General features: G+C 60.8%; 13 protein-coding genes and 2 pseudogenes. 7 read left to right on the forward strand and 8 right to left on the reverse strand.

Features of this window, described 5'->3' with window-relative positions; all coding sequences use genetic code 11:
- Positions 1-187 precede the first annotated feature (187 nt).
- The 4 genes from argS to thrB all read left to right on the forward strand — a co-directional run bounded on the left by argS (position 188) and on the right by thrB (position 5648).
- Positions 188-1840, forward strand: coding sequence for an arginine--tRNA ligase (argS, locus tag QP904_RS06290; protein ID WP_248098938.1), 1653 nt, complete (start codon positions 188-190; stop codon positions 1838-1840).
- Positions 1841-3178: a diaminopimelate decarboxylase gene (gene lysA / locus QP904_RS06295; protein ID WP_023021776.1), complete on the forward strand. Its 1338-nt coding sequence runs from the start codon at positions 1841-1843 to the stop codon at positions 3176-3178.
- A 172-nt stretch (positions 3179-3350) separates the two neighbouring features.
- Entirely contained in the window at positions 3351-4694 is a 1344-nt protein-coding gene (locus tag QP904_RS06300; protein WP_023021774.1) for a homoserine dehydrogenase, read from the forward strand.
- 24 nt (positions 4695-4718) lie between these two features.
- The gene (gene thrB / locus QP904_RS06305; protein ID WP_284798627.1) at positions 4719-5648 is read left to right on the forward strand and encodes a homoserine kinase; all 930 of its coding nucleotides are present in this window, start codon (positions 4719-4721) and stop codon (positions 5646-5648) included.
- Here thrB and QP904_RS06310 read toward each other — a convergent pair.
- From QP904_RS06310 to QP904_RS06325, 6 genes and pseudogenes are all read right to left on the reverse strand, one after another.
- The gene (locus QP904_RS06310; protein ID WP_284798629.1) at positions 5635-6294 is read right to left on the reverse strand and encodes a helix-turn-helix transcriptional regulator; all 660 of its coding nucleotides are present in this window, start codon (positions 6292-6294) and stop codon (positions 5635-5637) included. The two genes, thrB and QP904_RS06310, sit on opposite strands and share 14 nt — an antisense overlap.
- Positions 6295-6332: 38 nt before the next feature.
- Positions 6333-6788, reverse strand: coding sequence for a TOBE domain-containing protein (locus QP904_RS11820; RefSeq protein WP_396127276.1), 456 nt, complete (start codon positions 6786-6788; stop codon positions 6333-6335).
- Positions 6789-6917: 129 nt separating this feature from the next.
- Positions 6918-7334: pseudogene (locus QP904_RS11825) on the reverse strand (ABC transporter ATP-binding protein); the annotation flags it as partial.
- 75 nt (positions 7335-7409) lie between these two features.
- A pseudogene (locus tag QP904_RS11830) lies at positions 7410-8165 on the reverse strand (ABC transporter permease); the annotation flags it as partial.
- Between the two features lie 3 nt (positions 8166-8168).
- Positions 8169-8933 (reverse strand): molybdate ABC transporter substrate-binding protein, encoded by a 765-nt coding sequence (gene modA, locus QP904_RS06320; RefSeq protein ID WP_284835743.1) that lies wholly within the window; start codon positions 8931-8933, stop codon positions 8169-8171.
- Positions 8934-9008: 75 nt separating this feature from the next.
- Positions 9009-9269 carry a DUF2249 domain-containing protein gene (locus QP904_RS06325; protein WP_284835744.1) on the reverse strand — a complete coding sequence of 87 codons (261 nt, stop codon included), beginning with the start codon at positions 9267-9269 and terminating at the stop codon, positions 9009-9011.
- A 66-nt stretch (positions 9270-9335) separates the two neighbouring features.
- Between QP904_RS06325 and QP904_RS06330 the strand changes: the two genes are divergently transcribed.
- From QP904_RS06330 to QP904_RS06340, 3 genes are read left to right on the forward strand one after another with little or no spacing between them, the layout of a single operon-like run.
- A complete protein-coding gene (locus QP904_RS06330) occupies positions 9336-10415 on the forward strand; it encodes a DUF8744 domain-containing protein (RefSeq protein WP_284835745.1) in 1080 nt (359 codons plus the stop codon).
- A complete protein-coding gene (locus QP904_RS06335; RefSeq protein WP_284835746.1) occupies positions 10402-11580 on the forward strand; it encodes a beta-carotene 15,15'-monooxygenase in 1179 nt (392 codons plus the stop codon). The genes QP904_RS06330 and QP904_RS06335 overlap by 14 nt, the downstream gene beginning before the upstream one ends.
- Positions 11581-12948 carry a multicopper oxidase domain-containing protein gene (locus QP904_RS06340; RefSeq protein ID WP_239206805.1) on the forward strand — a complete coding sequence of 456 codons (1368 nt, stop codon included), beginning with the start codon at positions 11581-11583 and terminating at the stop codon, positions 12946-12948. It begins immediately after the preceding gene.
- A 214-nt stretch (positions 12949-13162) separates the two neighbouring features.
- On the opposite strand, the gene mobA is transcribed toward QP904_RS06340, so the two are convergent.
- Together mobA and moaC are read right to left on the reverse strand one after the other, a co-directional pair.
- Positions 13163-13759: a molybdenum cofactor guanylyltransferase gene (gene mobA / locus QP904_RS06345; RefSeq protein WP_023021765.1), complete on the reverse strand. Its 597-nt coding sequence runs from the start codon at positions 13757-13759 to the stop codon at positions 13163-13165.
- On the reverse strand, positions 13759-14238 hold the full coding sequence (gene moaC, locus QP904_RS06350) for a cyclic pyranopterin monophosphate synthase MoaC (RefSeq protein ID WP_023021764.1): 480 nt from the start codon (positions 14236-14238) through the stop codon (positions 13759-13761). The genes mobA and moaC overlap by 1 nt, the downstream gene beginning before the upstream one ends.
- Positions 14239-14244: the final 6 nt, after the last annotated feature.

Raw genomic sequence — 14244 nt, forward strand, 5'->3', positions numbered from 1 at the left:
ACATGGGGTAGCCACAACCTTACTCCCTTTAAGCAGTACGTGCGTAATGCGTCTCCTCGTTGACCAGCGATTATTTTGCAATATTAGTGTTGCAGAAAGTCTCTATCAGCCGTTTGTGCAGTAAAGGGGACTTTTAGGGCACGGCCCTTTTCACACTTGACTTTTCAGTCCACTAGAATCGTGCGACATGACACCAGCTGATTTGGCCACACTGATTAAAGAAACTGCCACCAAGGTCATGGAAAGCCATGACCTTGACTCCTCCGTCTTGCCCGAAACGGTAACCGTCGAACGCCCTCGCAATCCTGAACACGGCGATTATGCCACCAACGTGGCACTGCAGGTGGCCAAAAAGGCCGGAACTAACCCGCGCGAGCTAGGAGGCTGGTTGGCAGAGTCCCTGGCGGAAAATGACGCCATTGCGGAGGCCGACATTGCCGGGCCTGGTTTCCTTAATATTCGCCTTGCTGCCGATGCCCAGGGGGAGATCGTCGCGCAGATTCTCCGCGCCGGCAAGGAGTATGGCTCTAATGATTCCTTTGCAGGCAAGAAGGTGAATCTAGAATTCGTCTCCGCTAACCCCACCGGTCCGATCCACCTTGGTGGTACTCGTTGGGCCGCAGTGGGAGATTCCTTGGGTCGCGTGCTGGAGGCATCCGGCGCGGAGGTTACCCGCGAGTATTACTTCAATGACCATGGCGGCCAGATTGACCGTTTCTCCCGCTCCCTCGTGGCGGCCGCGAAGGGCGAGCCAACTCCGGAGGATGGCTATGGCGGAGCCTATATCCAAGACATCGCTGCGGCCGTGGTGGAGAAGAATCCATCCGCCCTGGAGGGCAGCGATGAAGAAGTGCAGGAAGCCTTCCGTGCAGACGGTGTAGAGATGATGTTTGCGCAGATTAAGCAATCTCTGCATGAGTTTGGCGTGGACTTTGATGTCTACTTCCACGAGAACTCCCTCTTTGAGTCCGGTGCGGTCGACGCTGCGCTGGACAAGCTCAAGGCTGAAGGCAATATGTATGAGGCCGAGAATGCGTGGTGGCTCAAATCCACCGACTACGGCGATTCGAAGGACCGCGTGGTGGTTAAGTCCGATGGCAATGCGGCCTATATCGCAGGCGATATCGCATACGTGGCTGATAAGTTCGACCGCGGCCATGATCTGAATATCTACATGCTGGGTGCGGACCACCACGGCTATGTGCCGCGCTTGAAGGCGGCAGCTGCCGCCTTGGGCTACGATGCCGATGCTGTCGAGGTACTAATTGGCCAGCTAGTCAACCTTTTGCGCGATGGCAAGCCGGTGCGCATGTCCAAGCGTGCGGGCACAGTTATCACCATGGAGGACCTCGTGGCCGCCATCGGCGTGGACGCCTCCCGTTACTCCCTGGTGCGTTCCTCTGTGGACCAGAGCATCGATATCGACCTCGGTCTGTGGGAATCCCAGTCCTCCGATAACCCGGTCTATTACGTGCAGTACGGCCACGCCCGCCTGTGCTCTATCGGCCGCAAGGCAGCCGAGCTGGGCGTTGATGCCGAAGGTGCGGACCTTTCCCTGCTCACCCATGAACGCGAGGGAGATCTCATCCGTACGCTGGGTGAATTCCCGGCCGTAGTGGAAGAGGCAGCGCAGTTGCGCGAACCGCACCGCATTGCCCGCTACGCCGAGGACCTCGCTGCGGTATTCCACCGTTTCTATGACTCTTGCCAGGTCCTGCCCAAGGCCGGCGAGGAAAAGGCTCCTATCCATGGCGCCCGCCTGGCATTGGCGCAGGCAGCCCGCGTGGTCCTGGCTAATGCCTTGACCATGGTGGGCGTAAGCACCCCGGAGAAGATGTAAATGGCGGATTTTAATGAGTTGCCCGCCCATGTCTGGCCGCGCAATGCGCAGCGCGAGGAAGACGGCGTAGTTACCATCGCCGGCGTTCCGTTGCCGGACTTGGCGGAGGAATTCCACACCCCGCTCTACGTTTTCGATGAAGATGACTTCCGGTCCCGCTGCCAGGACATGGCGCGTGCCTTTGGCGGCCCGGAGCATGTGCACTATGCCTCCAAGGCATTCATTTCCAAGAAGATTGTCAATTGGGTCAATGAGGAAGGCCTGTGCTTGGATGCGGCCTCCCTCAACGAGCTCAAGATTGCACTGGCGGCAGAATTCCCGGCCGAGCGCATTACCACGCATGGCAATAATAAGGACGAAGAGTACCTGCGGCTGTGTGTAGATGCCGGCGTGGGTCACGTCGTCATCGATAATGAGCACGAACTCGAAGAACTCAATCGCATCGCTGGGGAAGCGGGCAAGGTGCAGCCGGTCATGATTCGCGTCAAGCCGGGCGTGGATGCGCATACGCATGAATTCATCGCGACAGCGCATGAGGATCAAAAGTTCGGCATTTCGCTAGCCACCGGTGCCGCCTTCGCCGCGGCCAAGCGATGTTTGGAGGCAGAGAACCTGCACTTGAGCGGCCTGCACTGCCATGTGGGCTCCCAGGTCTTTAATGCGGAGGGCTTTAAGCTTGCTGCCGAGCGCGTCATGGGCCTGTACCGTCAGATCTACACCGAACTGAACGTGACTCTGGCAGAGCTCGATTTGGGCGGTGGCTTCGGCATTCCCTATATGCCCTATGAGGAGGCACTGGATATCGAGCGCGTGGCCAGCGATATGCTCGGTGCGGTCAAGCACACCGCAGAGGAGTTGGGCATCGAGGCGCCCTTCCTCCTAGTCGAGCCTGGCCGTTCCTTGGTCGCCGGCTCTGCGGTGACCGTCTACCGAGTGGGTACCGTCAAGGATGTAGAAACCGGCAAGTCCGATCTGCCCCTGCGCCGCTATATCTCTGTCGATGGCGGAATGTCGGACAATATACGTCCGGCCCTTTACGGCTCGGCGTATGACGTACGCGTGGTCAACCGCTTTAGCGATGGGGAAGAGGTGCCCTCGCGCGTGGTGGGTTTCCACTGCGAATCCGGAGATATCCTACTTGAGGATGGCGAGCTACCCAATGATATCCAGCCGGGAGACTTGATCGCCTTTGCGGCTACCGGCGGCTACCAGTACATGATGTCCTCACGCTATAACGGTGCGGTGCGCCCAGCGGTCGTCGCCACGCGCGTGGGACATACCAAGCCAATGCTGCGGCGCGAGACCATCGAGGATCTTCTCTCCCTCGAAGTGGACTAGCTGGCACGCGAGCCCCGCCACAAAACCTATTTTAATTCAGGCCTTGTGGCGGGGCTTTTTCTATCTATGGGTCTATTTAGGGCGAAAGTAGACAGCTTGTTCTGTATAGTGTCCTGTATCCGCACTGAGCGGGAACGACACGTTAACCCCAACTTCAATATGGAGACGGACTATGGCTGCATCGACTAGCGAGCTTCAGGCACAAAAGCATTCCGGCAAGGGCGAGGGTGAGACCGTTGGTATCGCGCTGCTGGGCTTTGGCACCGTTGGTGCTGAGGTCTTCCGCTTGCTGGGAGAGAATGCTGATGCCTTTGCTCACCGCATTGGCGGCCCAGCCGAGATTCGCGGCATCGCCATCCAGAATAAGAATAAGCTGCGCCCAGGGGTACCCCAGGAGCTATTGACCGATGATGCCAAGGCACTTGTCGCCCGCGACGATATCGACCTTGTAGTCGAGGTTATCGGCGGCATTGATTTTCCGCGCGAGCTGGTCCTCGCCGCTCTCAATTCCGGCAAGTCCGTGGTTACTGCTAATAAGGCGTTGGTAGCCGCGCATGCGGATGAGCTGGCAGAAGCCGCCGACCGCGCCGGAGTGGACCTTTACTTTGAGGCTGCCGTGGCCGCCGCCATCCCAGTGGTAGGTATGCTGCGCCGCTCTCTGGCCGGTGATCAGGTAGAGCGCATCTCCGGCATCGTCAACGGCACCACAAACTTCATCTTGGATGCCATGGAGTCCACGGGTGCCTCTTATGATGAGGCACTGGCCGAGGCCACCCGCCTGGGCTATGCCGAGGCTGATCCCACCGCGGATGTTGAGGGCCACGACGCCGCTTCCAAGGCCGCTATTATGGCATCTTTGGGATTTCACACCCGCGTGAAGTTTGAAGACGTGCACTGCGAGGGCATTACCAAGGTCACGGCCGCGGATATCGCGGCGGCCAATGATGCCGGCTATTCCATCAAGCTGTTGGCCATCTGCGAACGCCTTCAGCGGGAGGACGGATCCGAAGCCGTCAACGCCCGCGTACACCCCACTTTGGTGCCCAAGGAGCACCCGTTGGCCTCTGTCAGCGAGTCCTATAATGCCATCTTCGTCGAAGCCGAGGCCGCAGGTTCCCTGATGTTCTACGGCAATGGCGCAGGTGGTAATCCTACTGCTTCTGCCGTGCTTGGCGACGTCGTCGGTGCAGCCCGCAATATCGTCCACGGCGGCCGCGCACCGGGTGAAAATACCTACGCCAATCTACCTATCGCCGACTTTGGTGAGGTGGAAACCCGCTATCACATCGATATGGAGGTCCAAGACCGCACCGGTGTGCTCGCGGCCATCTCTGCGGCCTTTGCAAATAATGGCGTATCCCTGCGCACGGTACGCCAAGAGGACGGCGAAGATACTGCTCGCCTCATCGTGGTCACCCATGCTGCCAAGGAAGCCACCCTGGACAAGATCGTGGCTGACTTGGATGAGCTAGATGAGGTCAAGGCCGTCCATTCCGTAATCCGCCTCGGCAGCTAGCCCGACGCAATAGACTGAATAGCTATGAGTATCGAAGTTGAAGTCGGCACCAAAGCAATCGTGACCGTTCCCGCTTCTACGGCGAATCTTGGCCCCGGTTACGACACCTTGGGCATGGCGCTAAGCCTTTATGACACCGTCGAGGTAGAGGTCACCACCTCTGGGCTGGAGGTAGAGATTTTTGGTGAGGGCGCAGAGGACCTGCCGCGCGATGGCTCCCACCTAGTGGTTAAGGCGATTCGCTCCGCGCTTTCGACAGCCGATGCTACCGTGCCGGGCCTGCGGGTGGTTTCGCATAATAATATTCCGCAGTCGCGGGGCTTAGGCTCTTCCGCCTCTGCCGCTGTGGCGGGCGTGGCCGCTGGCAATGCACTGGCGGGAAGCCCCCTCACCCAAGACCAGGTGGTGCAGCTTTCTTCCGCTTTTGAAGGGCACCCCGATAATGCGGCCGCCTCCGTGCTGGGTGATGCCGTGGTGTCGTGGACCAATGTCCCCGTCGATGGTCACTCCTTGCCGGACTATCGCGCTGCTTCCATCAAGGTGCATAAAGATATTCGTGCCACCGCGCTCGTGCCGGATTTCCACGCGTCTACCCAGGCGGTGCGTCGCGTATTGCCGTCGCACGTGACTCATTCGGATGCGGCGTTTAACGTCTCGCGCACCGCGGTGCAAGTGGCTGCATTGCAAAACTATCCGGACCTTTTATGGGAAGGCACCCGAGATCGCCTGCACCAGCCGTACCGAGCGGATGTGCTTCCTGTGACCGCGGAGTGGGTCAACCGTCTGCGCAACCGAGGATACGCAGCTTACCTCTCCGGCGCCGGCCCGACCGTAATGGTGCTGCACACCGAGGACATCGATGAGAGCATTCTTGCCGACGCCCGCGAGCAAAACCTCCGCGTCCTCGACCTCGCCATCGCCGGCCCTGTCAGCGTGGAGCTTACGCAGGCTTAATTTCCAGCCTGCATACGTTGTGAGGCTGGCGCGGCACTAGGTTAATGGTGGTGCCTTCATCGGTAGTTTCTTGCAGGAAGCCAGCGTGTACCGCGCAGAGGAATGGTGAAGGCTGGAGTCCCGAAGACACAAACGGGCAGGCACGGAGCTCCATGTCGGTAGAGTCCGGCTGCATGGCGGGGTCAAAGCCCATATCGCGCAGCGTGGAAAAGAGCGTATCGAGTGCGCGATCGGAGCCCTCCGCGCCTGCGGCGCGTGCCCAGCGGCGCCCGATCTCGATGGCCTTGGCAGACGCGGCGTCGTCAAGCTCTTCCTTGCTCGTCAGCATGGTGGTCAGCACTTCTACCAGGGTGATGTATTCCTCGGCCACCGTCTTATTATCGGGGACGCGGACTTGGAAAATCAGGGAAGGGCGTCCCCGGCCCTTACTCGGCGCGGATAGCACGTTTATGGCTCCGGCGTTGACCAGCTCATCGATGTGGCCGCGGGCGGTGTTGACGTGCATGCCAAGCTCCTCGGCCACGGTGCCAGCTTTGGCGCCATTGGGGTGGCGTTGTAAGGCTGCGAGTACCTCGCGCTGCTTTGGCGAGAGATTGAGGGCCTCGGGGAAGAGTTCGGTGGTGGGCTGGGGTAGTGAGTCAGGCATGGTAGGAAATCCGCCTTGGGATCTGCATAACAGAGATTCTATTTGGAGTGGACAAAAACGTTTGCTGTAGATATTGCCAAGGATACGGTGCTACCCACCGCAAAACCTAAAGCAGACTCGCGGTCTACCGGTACGGTGGCCTCGTAACCGCCTAGGTCTACGCGCAGCTGAGCGGCTGCGAGGCTGGTGGCCTCGACCGCTAGGACTCGCACAGCCCACTGGTTACAGGCTTCCGGCACGGCGCCGATGATGGCCGCATGCGGATCGAATGTCACCGCCACCTCCTGCCCGGGCTGAACAGGCGCGTATTCCGTCGTTGCCAAAATAGTAATCTCCCCGCAGGCGACCTCCACAGTGGAGGCATCTGTGGCGGTCACCGTTCCTTCAATGCGGTTAAGCCCCGCGAGTGCCGCAACGAAGCCAGTCGGCGGGGCATCAAGGAGCCGCGCGGTAGCGCCGTGCGCTCGCACCTGTCCGGCTTCCATGACCAGCATGTCCTGCGCCAGGTTCGCAATGTCGAGCGCGTTATGGGTAACGAGCAGGGTGGTCCTATCCTCGCGGGCAGCGTGCAGAAAGTGGCGCCACCTCTCAGCCGATTTCACGTCGACTGCGGCTAGTGGCTCGTCCAATATGAGAACGGCTGGTCGTGCGGCTAGCGCGCGCACCAGGGCCACGTGGGCGGCCTGGCCGCCGGAGAGGGCTGTTACTGGGACGTCGGCAAGCTCGTGCAATCCTGCTGCCGCGAGAAGCTCCTGCGCACGGGTCCTATCGCGGGTAACCATGGCGACCGCTTGCTGGGCCGTCGAGCGCGGCGGCAAGCCCGGCCGCTGGGTGAGTAAGACGATGCCGGTTCCGTCTGGAGAAACCTCACCGCCGCTCAGGCGCCCAGCAATGCGTCCCATAAAAGTGGTCTTGCCGGAGCCGTTCGGGCCCACCACGGCCGTAATGGCTCGCGGAGACAAAGCCGTGCGCACGCCATCGACCGTCACGGATACCGCCTGCGCATTCGTGGGCTGGGTGAGCTCGCGGAGCTTGTCCACGTCCAGTGAATGCAGCTGCCTTGCCTGCGGCTGGTAGCGCCGCCTGCGCAGGGCCGGCAAGCCCGCAAGCGCCAGGCAGACCAAGGCCAGCCCGATAAGCAGGGCGGAGAGCACGTAGGCGCCGTCCGCGTCGACCTCGCGCTCTAAGTAGATGCCCAGCGGCATCGTGCGGGTAACCCCTGGCTGAGAGCCGGCAAAGGTCAGTGTCGTGCCAAATTCGCCCAATGAGCGCGCGAAGGCCAGCGCCGCGCCGGTAGCTACAGCCGGCGCGATAGAAGGAAGGGTGATCTTGCCGAGTATCTCCCAACGCCCCAAGCCCACGCCCCGCGCCGAAGCGAGGATTTCCTGGTCTAGTTGGCGCAGTGCCGAATCGACCGCTACCACCACAAAGGGCAGTGCCACGAAGGTTTGCGCCACCACGACTCCGGGGAAGGCGAAGGCGAGGTGGATCCCCAGGGCGTTGAGAAGCGGGGAGAGGTAGCCCTTGCGCCCTAAGGCTGCGGTAAGGGCCAAACCGCCGACCACCGGTGGCATAGCCAGAGGAAGGTAGACCAAAAGACGGATAATGGTGCTACCGCGACCGAGCTGCTGGACCCATAATGCCAGGCCCAAGCCCATTACGAGCGCGAGCAGCATGGATTGGAAAGCCGCCGCCACGGAGATGAGCAGCATGTCTCGAATCTCTTCGCGGCCAAGGTAATCGCCGATGCGCGCCCACGGTACCCGCAGCCCGAGAGCTGCCACGGGAACAATGATGGTAGCTACCGCAATGAGACCAATGAGGCCGACAAGCAGCGGGGCCTTGGGGCGGACGGGTTGAGGGGCGGACATAGACTACTTCGCTGGGCTGAAGCCAAGGTCGCGCCAGGTGGAATCAAAGTCGCTGGCCAACAAATTGAGCACCGCGCGGGCCTGGTCGGGATGAGAGGCGTCCGTGGCAACGGCGCCCAGGATCTGATTAGAGAATTTCTCCGCCCCAGGAATATCAATCACCTCAACATCATTGCCGGCCGCGGCGGCATCGGTGGAGTAGACCCATCCAGCATCGGCTTCACCCGAGGCCACCTTTCCTAAAACATCCGCTACCTGGCGCTCCTGGGAGGAGGGGTGCACGTCCAAATGCTGGTCATCGATGATCTGGGAGGAAATATCGCCGCAGGGTACTTGCGGATCGCAGAGTACGAAGTGATGGGAGTGGGATAGATCTTGCACGGAATGGATTCCCGCCGGGTTTCCTTTAGGTACCACCATGACCATGACATTCGTGGCGAGCACCTCGGGGGCGGTCACGGTTCCATCCTGGACCGCCTTATCCATGGTCTTTTTGGAAGCCGTGAGGAGAAGATCGGCCGGGGCACCCTCGCGCAGCTTGCTCACCAGATCGGAAGAGCCGCCATTTTCAAAGCTCAAATTCACCGGAGATTCGAGCTGGCCGGCGCGTTCGGTAAGTTCATCATTGATAACGCGGGTGGATGAGGCCGCCAGTACAGTGAGCGTGGTATCCGCCGTATCCTGTGACGACGTTACTGACGTGTGTGGAGCGCAGCCTGAAAGAGCGATTCCCAAGGCAACGAGGAGTGCGGTGACGCGTCTGTGCATCTGCGGAGAGCTCCTTTTCGGCTTCTTTGGCGGTGAGTATGACCTACCTAGAATAGCCCTCCACCGAACAAAGGTTTAGCTCACGCGGGTGAACTTGATGTGGAAGTCGTTTTCTTCCTCCTGGAGGTAGTCAAGCTCGAACTTCTCCTCGCGGGACTCGACCTCTTTGAGCAGTGGGACGGGGTTGTGTGGGGCGATGAGGATCATTGATTCGCCTACATTAAGGGTGCCCAGCGCGCCATGGATGGCACCGTGGCGAACTGCGTGCGGAATTTCGGAGGCGTTGAGGGTGGGGATGGAATGCGGCCTATTAGCGTCGGAAATGGGCAGCTGCATGGCAAGAAGTCCTTTCTACTGGGGTGCGAGTTTCGCTCTGACCCCAATATTAGTACGATAAAACTCGTGCAAAATAATAGCGTGGCGCATCGCCTTATCTTTCTCGCCTGTGCAGGTCTATCCCTGCTGGTTGGGCTGGGTGCAGGCGCCTCCCTCCTGGGTTTGAACACCACCCCGGGAGCATCCTTTGCCGCCGACCACGGGCCGCTAATGGTCTTTGGTTTCGTAGGCGGGGCCATAGGTCTCGAACGCGCCGTCGCCGTGCGCACCACGTGGGCCTGGGTGGGGCCTGTATGCCACGTCGCTGGCGTGCTCAGCATTCTCGCCGGCCTACCGCGTGGGGTCGCAGCCATGTTCTTTGCCGCCGGCTTCCTTGTCCTTGGCTGCATCTATGCCACTATCTACCGCCGTCAGGCTAGCCTCGCGATTCTGGTGCAGGCAGTCGGCGTCATTGGGGGAGTAGTCGCCGCCGCCCTCTGGGCCATGGGGCCAGGGTTTGCTACTGCGATGCCGCTGTGCGCGCTTTATGCCGTGGCCACCATCATCGGCGAGCGCATGGAATTAGCGCGCATAACCATGGCCGGAACTCGCGCCGAAAATCATCTCACCCTCTTAGCATTGGGGCTGGCAGCAGCCAGCGTTATCTATGTGCTTTCCCCGGCGGTGGGCTATCGCGCAATGGGGCTGATGTTGATTGCCATCGCCGTGGCGACCGCGCGGGTGGATGTGGCCAAGAACTTGGTGCGCTCACAGGGGTTGCCGCGCTATTCGGCGGCATGCATGCTGGCCGGCTACGCCTGGCTCGCGCTCGGCGGGTACTTGTGGCTGATCTATGGTGAGACCACCGGCTTTGTCTATGATGCCTCGGTGCACACCATTTTCCTGGGTTTTGTCATGTCCATGATTTTCGCGCACGCGCCCATCATCTTCACCTCTGTAATTCGCCGCCGCTTGCCATACCACAAAGTGCTCTATGTACCGATGGGACTCTTGCACGGTGGTCTTGCACTGCGAGTCCTTGCAGATTGTGCCGAGCACACCGCGGCGCTTCAAAGCGGCGGGGTGGTTAACATTAGTGCGGTAATAGTCTTTCTTGCCTGCGGCATTACCTTGACCAGCAAGGAGGCGCGACGTGCGCGTGCATGACATTTCCCTGGCAGCTCGCGGCCGTTGGCATATCTTGACCGCAGTCCTTATCGCAGGCTGGATCCTTGTCGGCCTCGGCCTGCTCATCGCTAGCTCCTTGGGCGCACCCGTGGTGTGGTGGGATATCATCCACCCCTTCACCATTGGCGCGCTGACCACGGCGATTATCGTCTTTTCCACCCACTTCACCGAGGCCTTGACTAGGACTGCGGGTGGGGACTACCGGGACGTCGGCAGTCGCGTGGCACTAGTCCAGATCGGGCTTATCTTGTTGCTCATCGATAGGGCGGGGTATGACTGGGGCCCGCTTGCCGACGTCGCCTCAACCCTCATCATCGCCGCCCTCGCCTGGCATCTGTGGTTCGTCGCGCGGCGCCTACGCGGCTCATTGTCTGGTTCTTTTGCCGTGACCGTGCCCTTTTATATCGCCGCTAGCGTGTTCATGATTGTCTCCGTAGTACTCGTCATCCTCAGCGGCAACAGGGTAGGCGAGTACTCCCTCCTCATCGGCGCGCACTCGCGCGGTATGGTCTGGGGATTTGCCTGGCTGACCGTCATCGGCACGGTGGTCACGCTGCTTCCCACGTTGTCTGCCACTGCGATTTCCTCCACCGCCCGTGCAAGATGTACCCGTGCGCTCATCGTGCATTGCGTGGGGCTGGGATGTGCGATGGCACTATACGCGGTAGGCCTCACCCGAGCTGCAGGCGTGGCCCAGCTGCTCGTGGTCTTGGCAGCCCTGCTCATCATCCAGCCGGTACTCGCTACCGTCATGGGGCGCTCACCACGGCTGACCACCGCCACCGTTGCCGTCATCGCCGGCCTGCTGTGGATGCTGGCGTTGTGCGCCGGTGATGCCATCTCCGCAGCCGTCGGAGCCTACCCGCGCACCATCACCTTGGTTGTGCTTCCCGCCTTCCTCGGTGCTGGCCTCTTGCAGCTGGTGACCGGTGTCCTACACCACCTGCTGCCCATACTCACCGGGGCGCGCCCCAATACCGCCGAGCGCACCGGTTACGCCCGCCTGCTGCTTATCAACGTAGGCGGACTACTTAGCTTGCTCGACGCTACTGCGGCCGGGCTTATCATGATGGGGATAGGGATTGCCGCCAATATCTTCGCCGTCGGCCGCGCCCTCTACTTACAGAAAAGACTGGAGAACTAAATGCTGAGCGTTTCTTCCTCGCAACCCGCGGACAAGCCCGCCTCCAAGGACTCATCTTGGGCTTCGTGGCTACTCATCGGTATCGCGTTAGCGGCAGTTATCGCACTCGCGGTGGTCAATTCCACTGGCAAGAGCTCTCAGTCCGCTACGCCTGTAGCCTCTGGTGAAACGCAGACCATTGACGTTGGTGTGGATGGCATGGCCTTTACGCCCTCGTCTATCGATATCGACCCTGGAACCCATCTGGTGGTCAACTTCACCAACTCGGGTGACCAAGTCCATGACCTGAAGATAGGTGATGCCGAGACCGGCCGCGTCGATCCCGGCGAGACCGTCCAACTTGATGCCGGAGTCATCGACTCCTCCGAGGAAGGCTATTGCACCATCGCCGGCCACAAGATGCAGGGCATGACTTTTAAGGTCAACGTCGGAGATGGCGCCGCCGCAGGGCATGATCACACGGTGGCTTCTGCAAGCAACCCCCACGTAGACGTGCCCACCGCCGCCGAACTCGGCACCCAGCGCGATGGCTTTTCTGCCTTCGACGCCTCTGTGCAACCTGCCGCCGAAACGAAGACCCACAAAGAGACCTGGACGATGACCGAAGAAGTCGTAGAGGTCGCCCCCGGCATCAAGCAAATGCGTTGGCTCTTCAACGGCCAAGCCCCAGGCCCGACCCTGCGCGGAAAAGTGGGCGATAAATTCGAAATCACCATCAAAAACGAGGGCTCCATGGCCCACTCCATCGACTTCCACGCCGGCGAGGTCAACCCTGATGAGACCATGAAATCCATCCAACCGGGTGAGGAATTGACCTATAAATTCACCGCGCATCGCTCCGGCATTTGGATGTATCACTGCTCTACGATGCCCATGTCCCTCCACATCGCTAATGGCATGGCCGGCAACGTCATCATCGATCCGCCGAACCTGAAGCCCGTGGACGCGGAATACAACTTCATGGCGACCGACGTGTTCCTCGGTGAGGAAAACACTGGTGCCGATGCCCAGCGCGTAGCCGACGGCCGCTTCGACCTCATGGCCTTTAACTATTATCCCGGCCAGTACGACGCAGAACCCATCAAGGCCAAGGTGGGCGATACCGTTCGCCTGTGGCTGACTAATCTAGGCCCCGACCAGCCGCTGAGCTTCCACGTTGTGGGCGAACAATTCGATACCGCCTACAAAGAAGGCGCTTACCTCATCAAGAATGAGGACTCGACCGGCTCGCAAGCCCTGGACCTCCTCCCGGCGCAAGGCGGATTCGTCGAGATGACCTTCAACGAGCCCGGTACTTATTCCTTTGTCAATCACATCATGACTAACGCCGAGAAGGGGCAGCACGGCAAGTTCATCGTCACGGAGTAGGCCAGCCTCGCTCGATACACCCTTCGCGCTCACCATGAAACAAGTTTCATAAATCCGCGGCTTCACGGTGATCGCGAAGAGCGGGGTAGTTCTGCAGCTTCCCCTTCGCGCTCACCGGGACGGTGATTTCGTGCTACCCGCGGCTGCTAGTGAGCGCGAAGGGTTGTGGGAAGAAGACCCTTACCCTTGCCGCTCACCAGTGCGGTGCCGTGGCCTAGTTCAGCGAGCTGCGGTGAGCGCGAAGGGGGAGGGCAGGGTCCGGGAAGCGGAGCAGGGGGAGCTCGCGCAATTCCGCGTGTGTGTCGTAGTCGCGTTCGGCGCCGGTGCCAGGGACCTCGACAAAATTCACACCGCGGATGAGGCGGCGGACGGAGACGTTCCTAGCCGTAGGAAGGGATTCGAGCTGAGTGTGGAGCGCGGGGGCGTGCCAGAGGGAACACAGCGGCTGGAGGTAGCCGTCGGCGGCGCGGGTGAGTACGGCATCGGCTGTGGAGGAGGCGAGGGTCGAGCGCAGACGGGGAAGCAGTAGCGGCGAATCGGGGGCATCCACGGCGAAGAGGGCAAGTTCGGTGCAGTGGGATAACGCTTGTGCGCCGGCCGCGATGCCAGCGACGGGACCACCGTAGAGCGGGGACTCGCACACCTGGGGTAGGCCGAGATAATGCGGTGAGACGGCCACGGCCGGGGTGCCGTAGGGGAGCTGGGCGAGCAGGCGGTCTATAAAACGTGTTCCGTGGGCGGAAAGAGAGGCTTTATCTGTGCCACCCATGCGTCGGCCGTGGCCACCGGCGAGGATTATCGCGCCGAGCATTAGGCCTCCGGCAGGGTGCGGGACCAGTCTCCGGAGCGGCCGCCGGATTTCGCCACGATGCCGCAACGGCGGATATAGGCGGAGCGGTCCACGCCCTTGACCATGTCGATGATGGCGAGCGCGGAAACATTCACGGCCGTAAGCGCTTCCATCTCCACGCCAGTGCGGTCGGCGGTGCGGACGGTGGCGGAGATGAATACGTGGTCGTCGTCAAGCGTGAGCTCCACAGCGCAGCCGTGCACGCCGATGGTATGCGCTAGTGGAAGCAGCTCGGGGACCTTCTTGGCAGCGGAAATGCCGGCGATGCGGGCTACAGCTAGGACATCGCCCTTGGGCACCGTGCCGTCGCGCAAAGCGGTCATGACCTCGGGAGAGCAAGCGACTTCGCCCTCGGCCGTGGCGGAGCGCACGGTCGGTTGCTTCTCGGTGACATCGACCATGTAGGCGGCGCCGTCAGAGTCAAGGTGGGTAAATTTCATGGCTGC

The sequence above is a fragment of the Corynebacterium nasorum genome, from assembly GCF_030229765.1.
In the GTDB taxonomy this organism is placed as follows: Bacteria; Actinomycetota; Actinomycetes; order Mycobacteriales; family Mycobacteriaceae; genus Corynebacterium; species Corynebacterium kefirresidentii.

What these genes read in the sequence shown, in the direction of transcription:
- argS (WP_248098938.1), top strand. Translation starts at nt 188, where the DNA reads ATGACACCAGCTGATTTGGCCACACTGATTAAAGAAACTGCCACCAAG.
- lysA (WP_023021776.1), top strand. Translation starts at nt 1,841, where the DNA reads ATGGCGGATTTTAATGAGTTGCCCGCCCATGTCTGGCCGCGCAATGCG.
- QP904_RS06300 (WP_023021774.1), top strand. Translation starts at nt 3,351, where the DNA reads ATGGCTGCATCGACTAGCGAGCTTCAGGCACAAAAGCATTCCGGCAAG.
- thrB (WP_284798627.1), top strand. Translation starts at nt 4,719, where the DNA reads ATGAGTATCGAAGTTGAAGTCGGCACCAAAGCAATCGTGACCGTTCCC.
- QP904_RS06310 (WP_284798629.1), bottom strand. Translation starts at nt 6,294, where the DNA reads ATGCCTGACTCACTACCCCAGCCCACCACCGAACTCTTCCCCGAGGCC.
- QP904_RS11820 (WP_396127276.1), bottom strand. Translation starts at nt 6,788, where the DNA reads ATGCTGGTCATGGAAGCCGGACAGGTGCGAGCGCACGGCGCTACCGCG.
- modA (WP_284835743.1), bottom strand. Translation starts at nt 8,933, where the DNA reads ATGCACAGACGCGTCACCGCACTCCTCGTTGCCTTGGGAATCGCTCTT.
- QP904_RS06325 (WP_284835744.1), bottom strand. Translation starts at nt 9,269, where the DNA reads ATGCAGCTGCCCATTTCCGACGCTAATAGGCCGCATTCCATCCCCACC.
- QP904_RS06340 (WP_239206805.1), top strand. Translation starts at nt 11,581, where the DNA reads ATGCTGAGCGTTTCTTCCTCGCAACCCGCGGACAAGCCCGCCTCCAAG.
- mobA (WP_023021765.1), bottom strand. Translation starts at nt 13,759, where the DNA reads ATGCTCGGCGCGATAATCCTCGCCGGTGGCCACGGCCGACGCATGGGT.
- moaC (WP_023021764.1), bottom strand. Translation starts at nt 14,238, where the DNA reads ATGAAATTTACCCACCTTGACTCTGACGGCGCCGCCTACATGGTCGAT.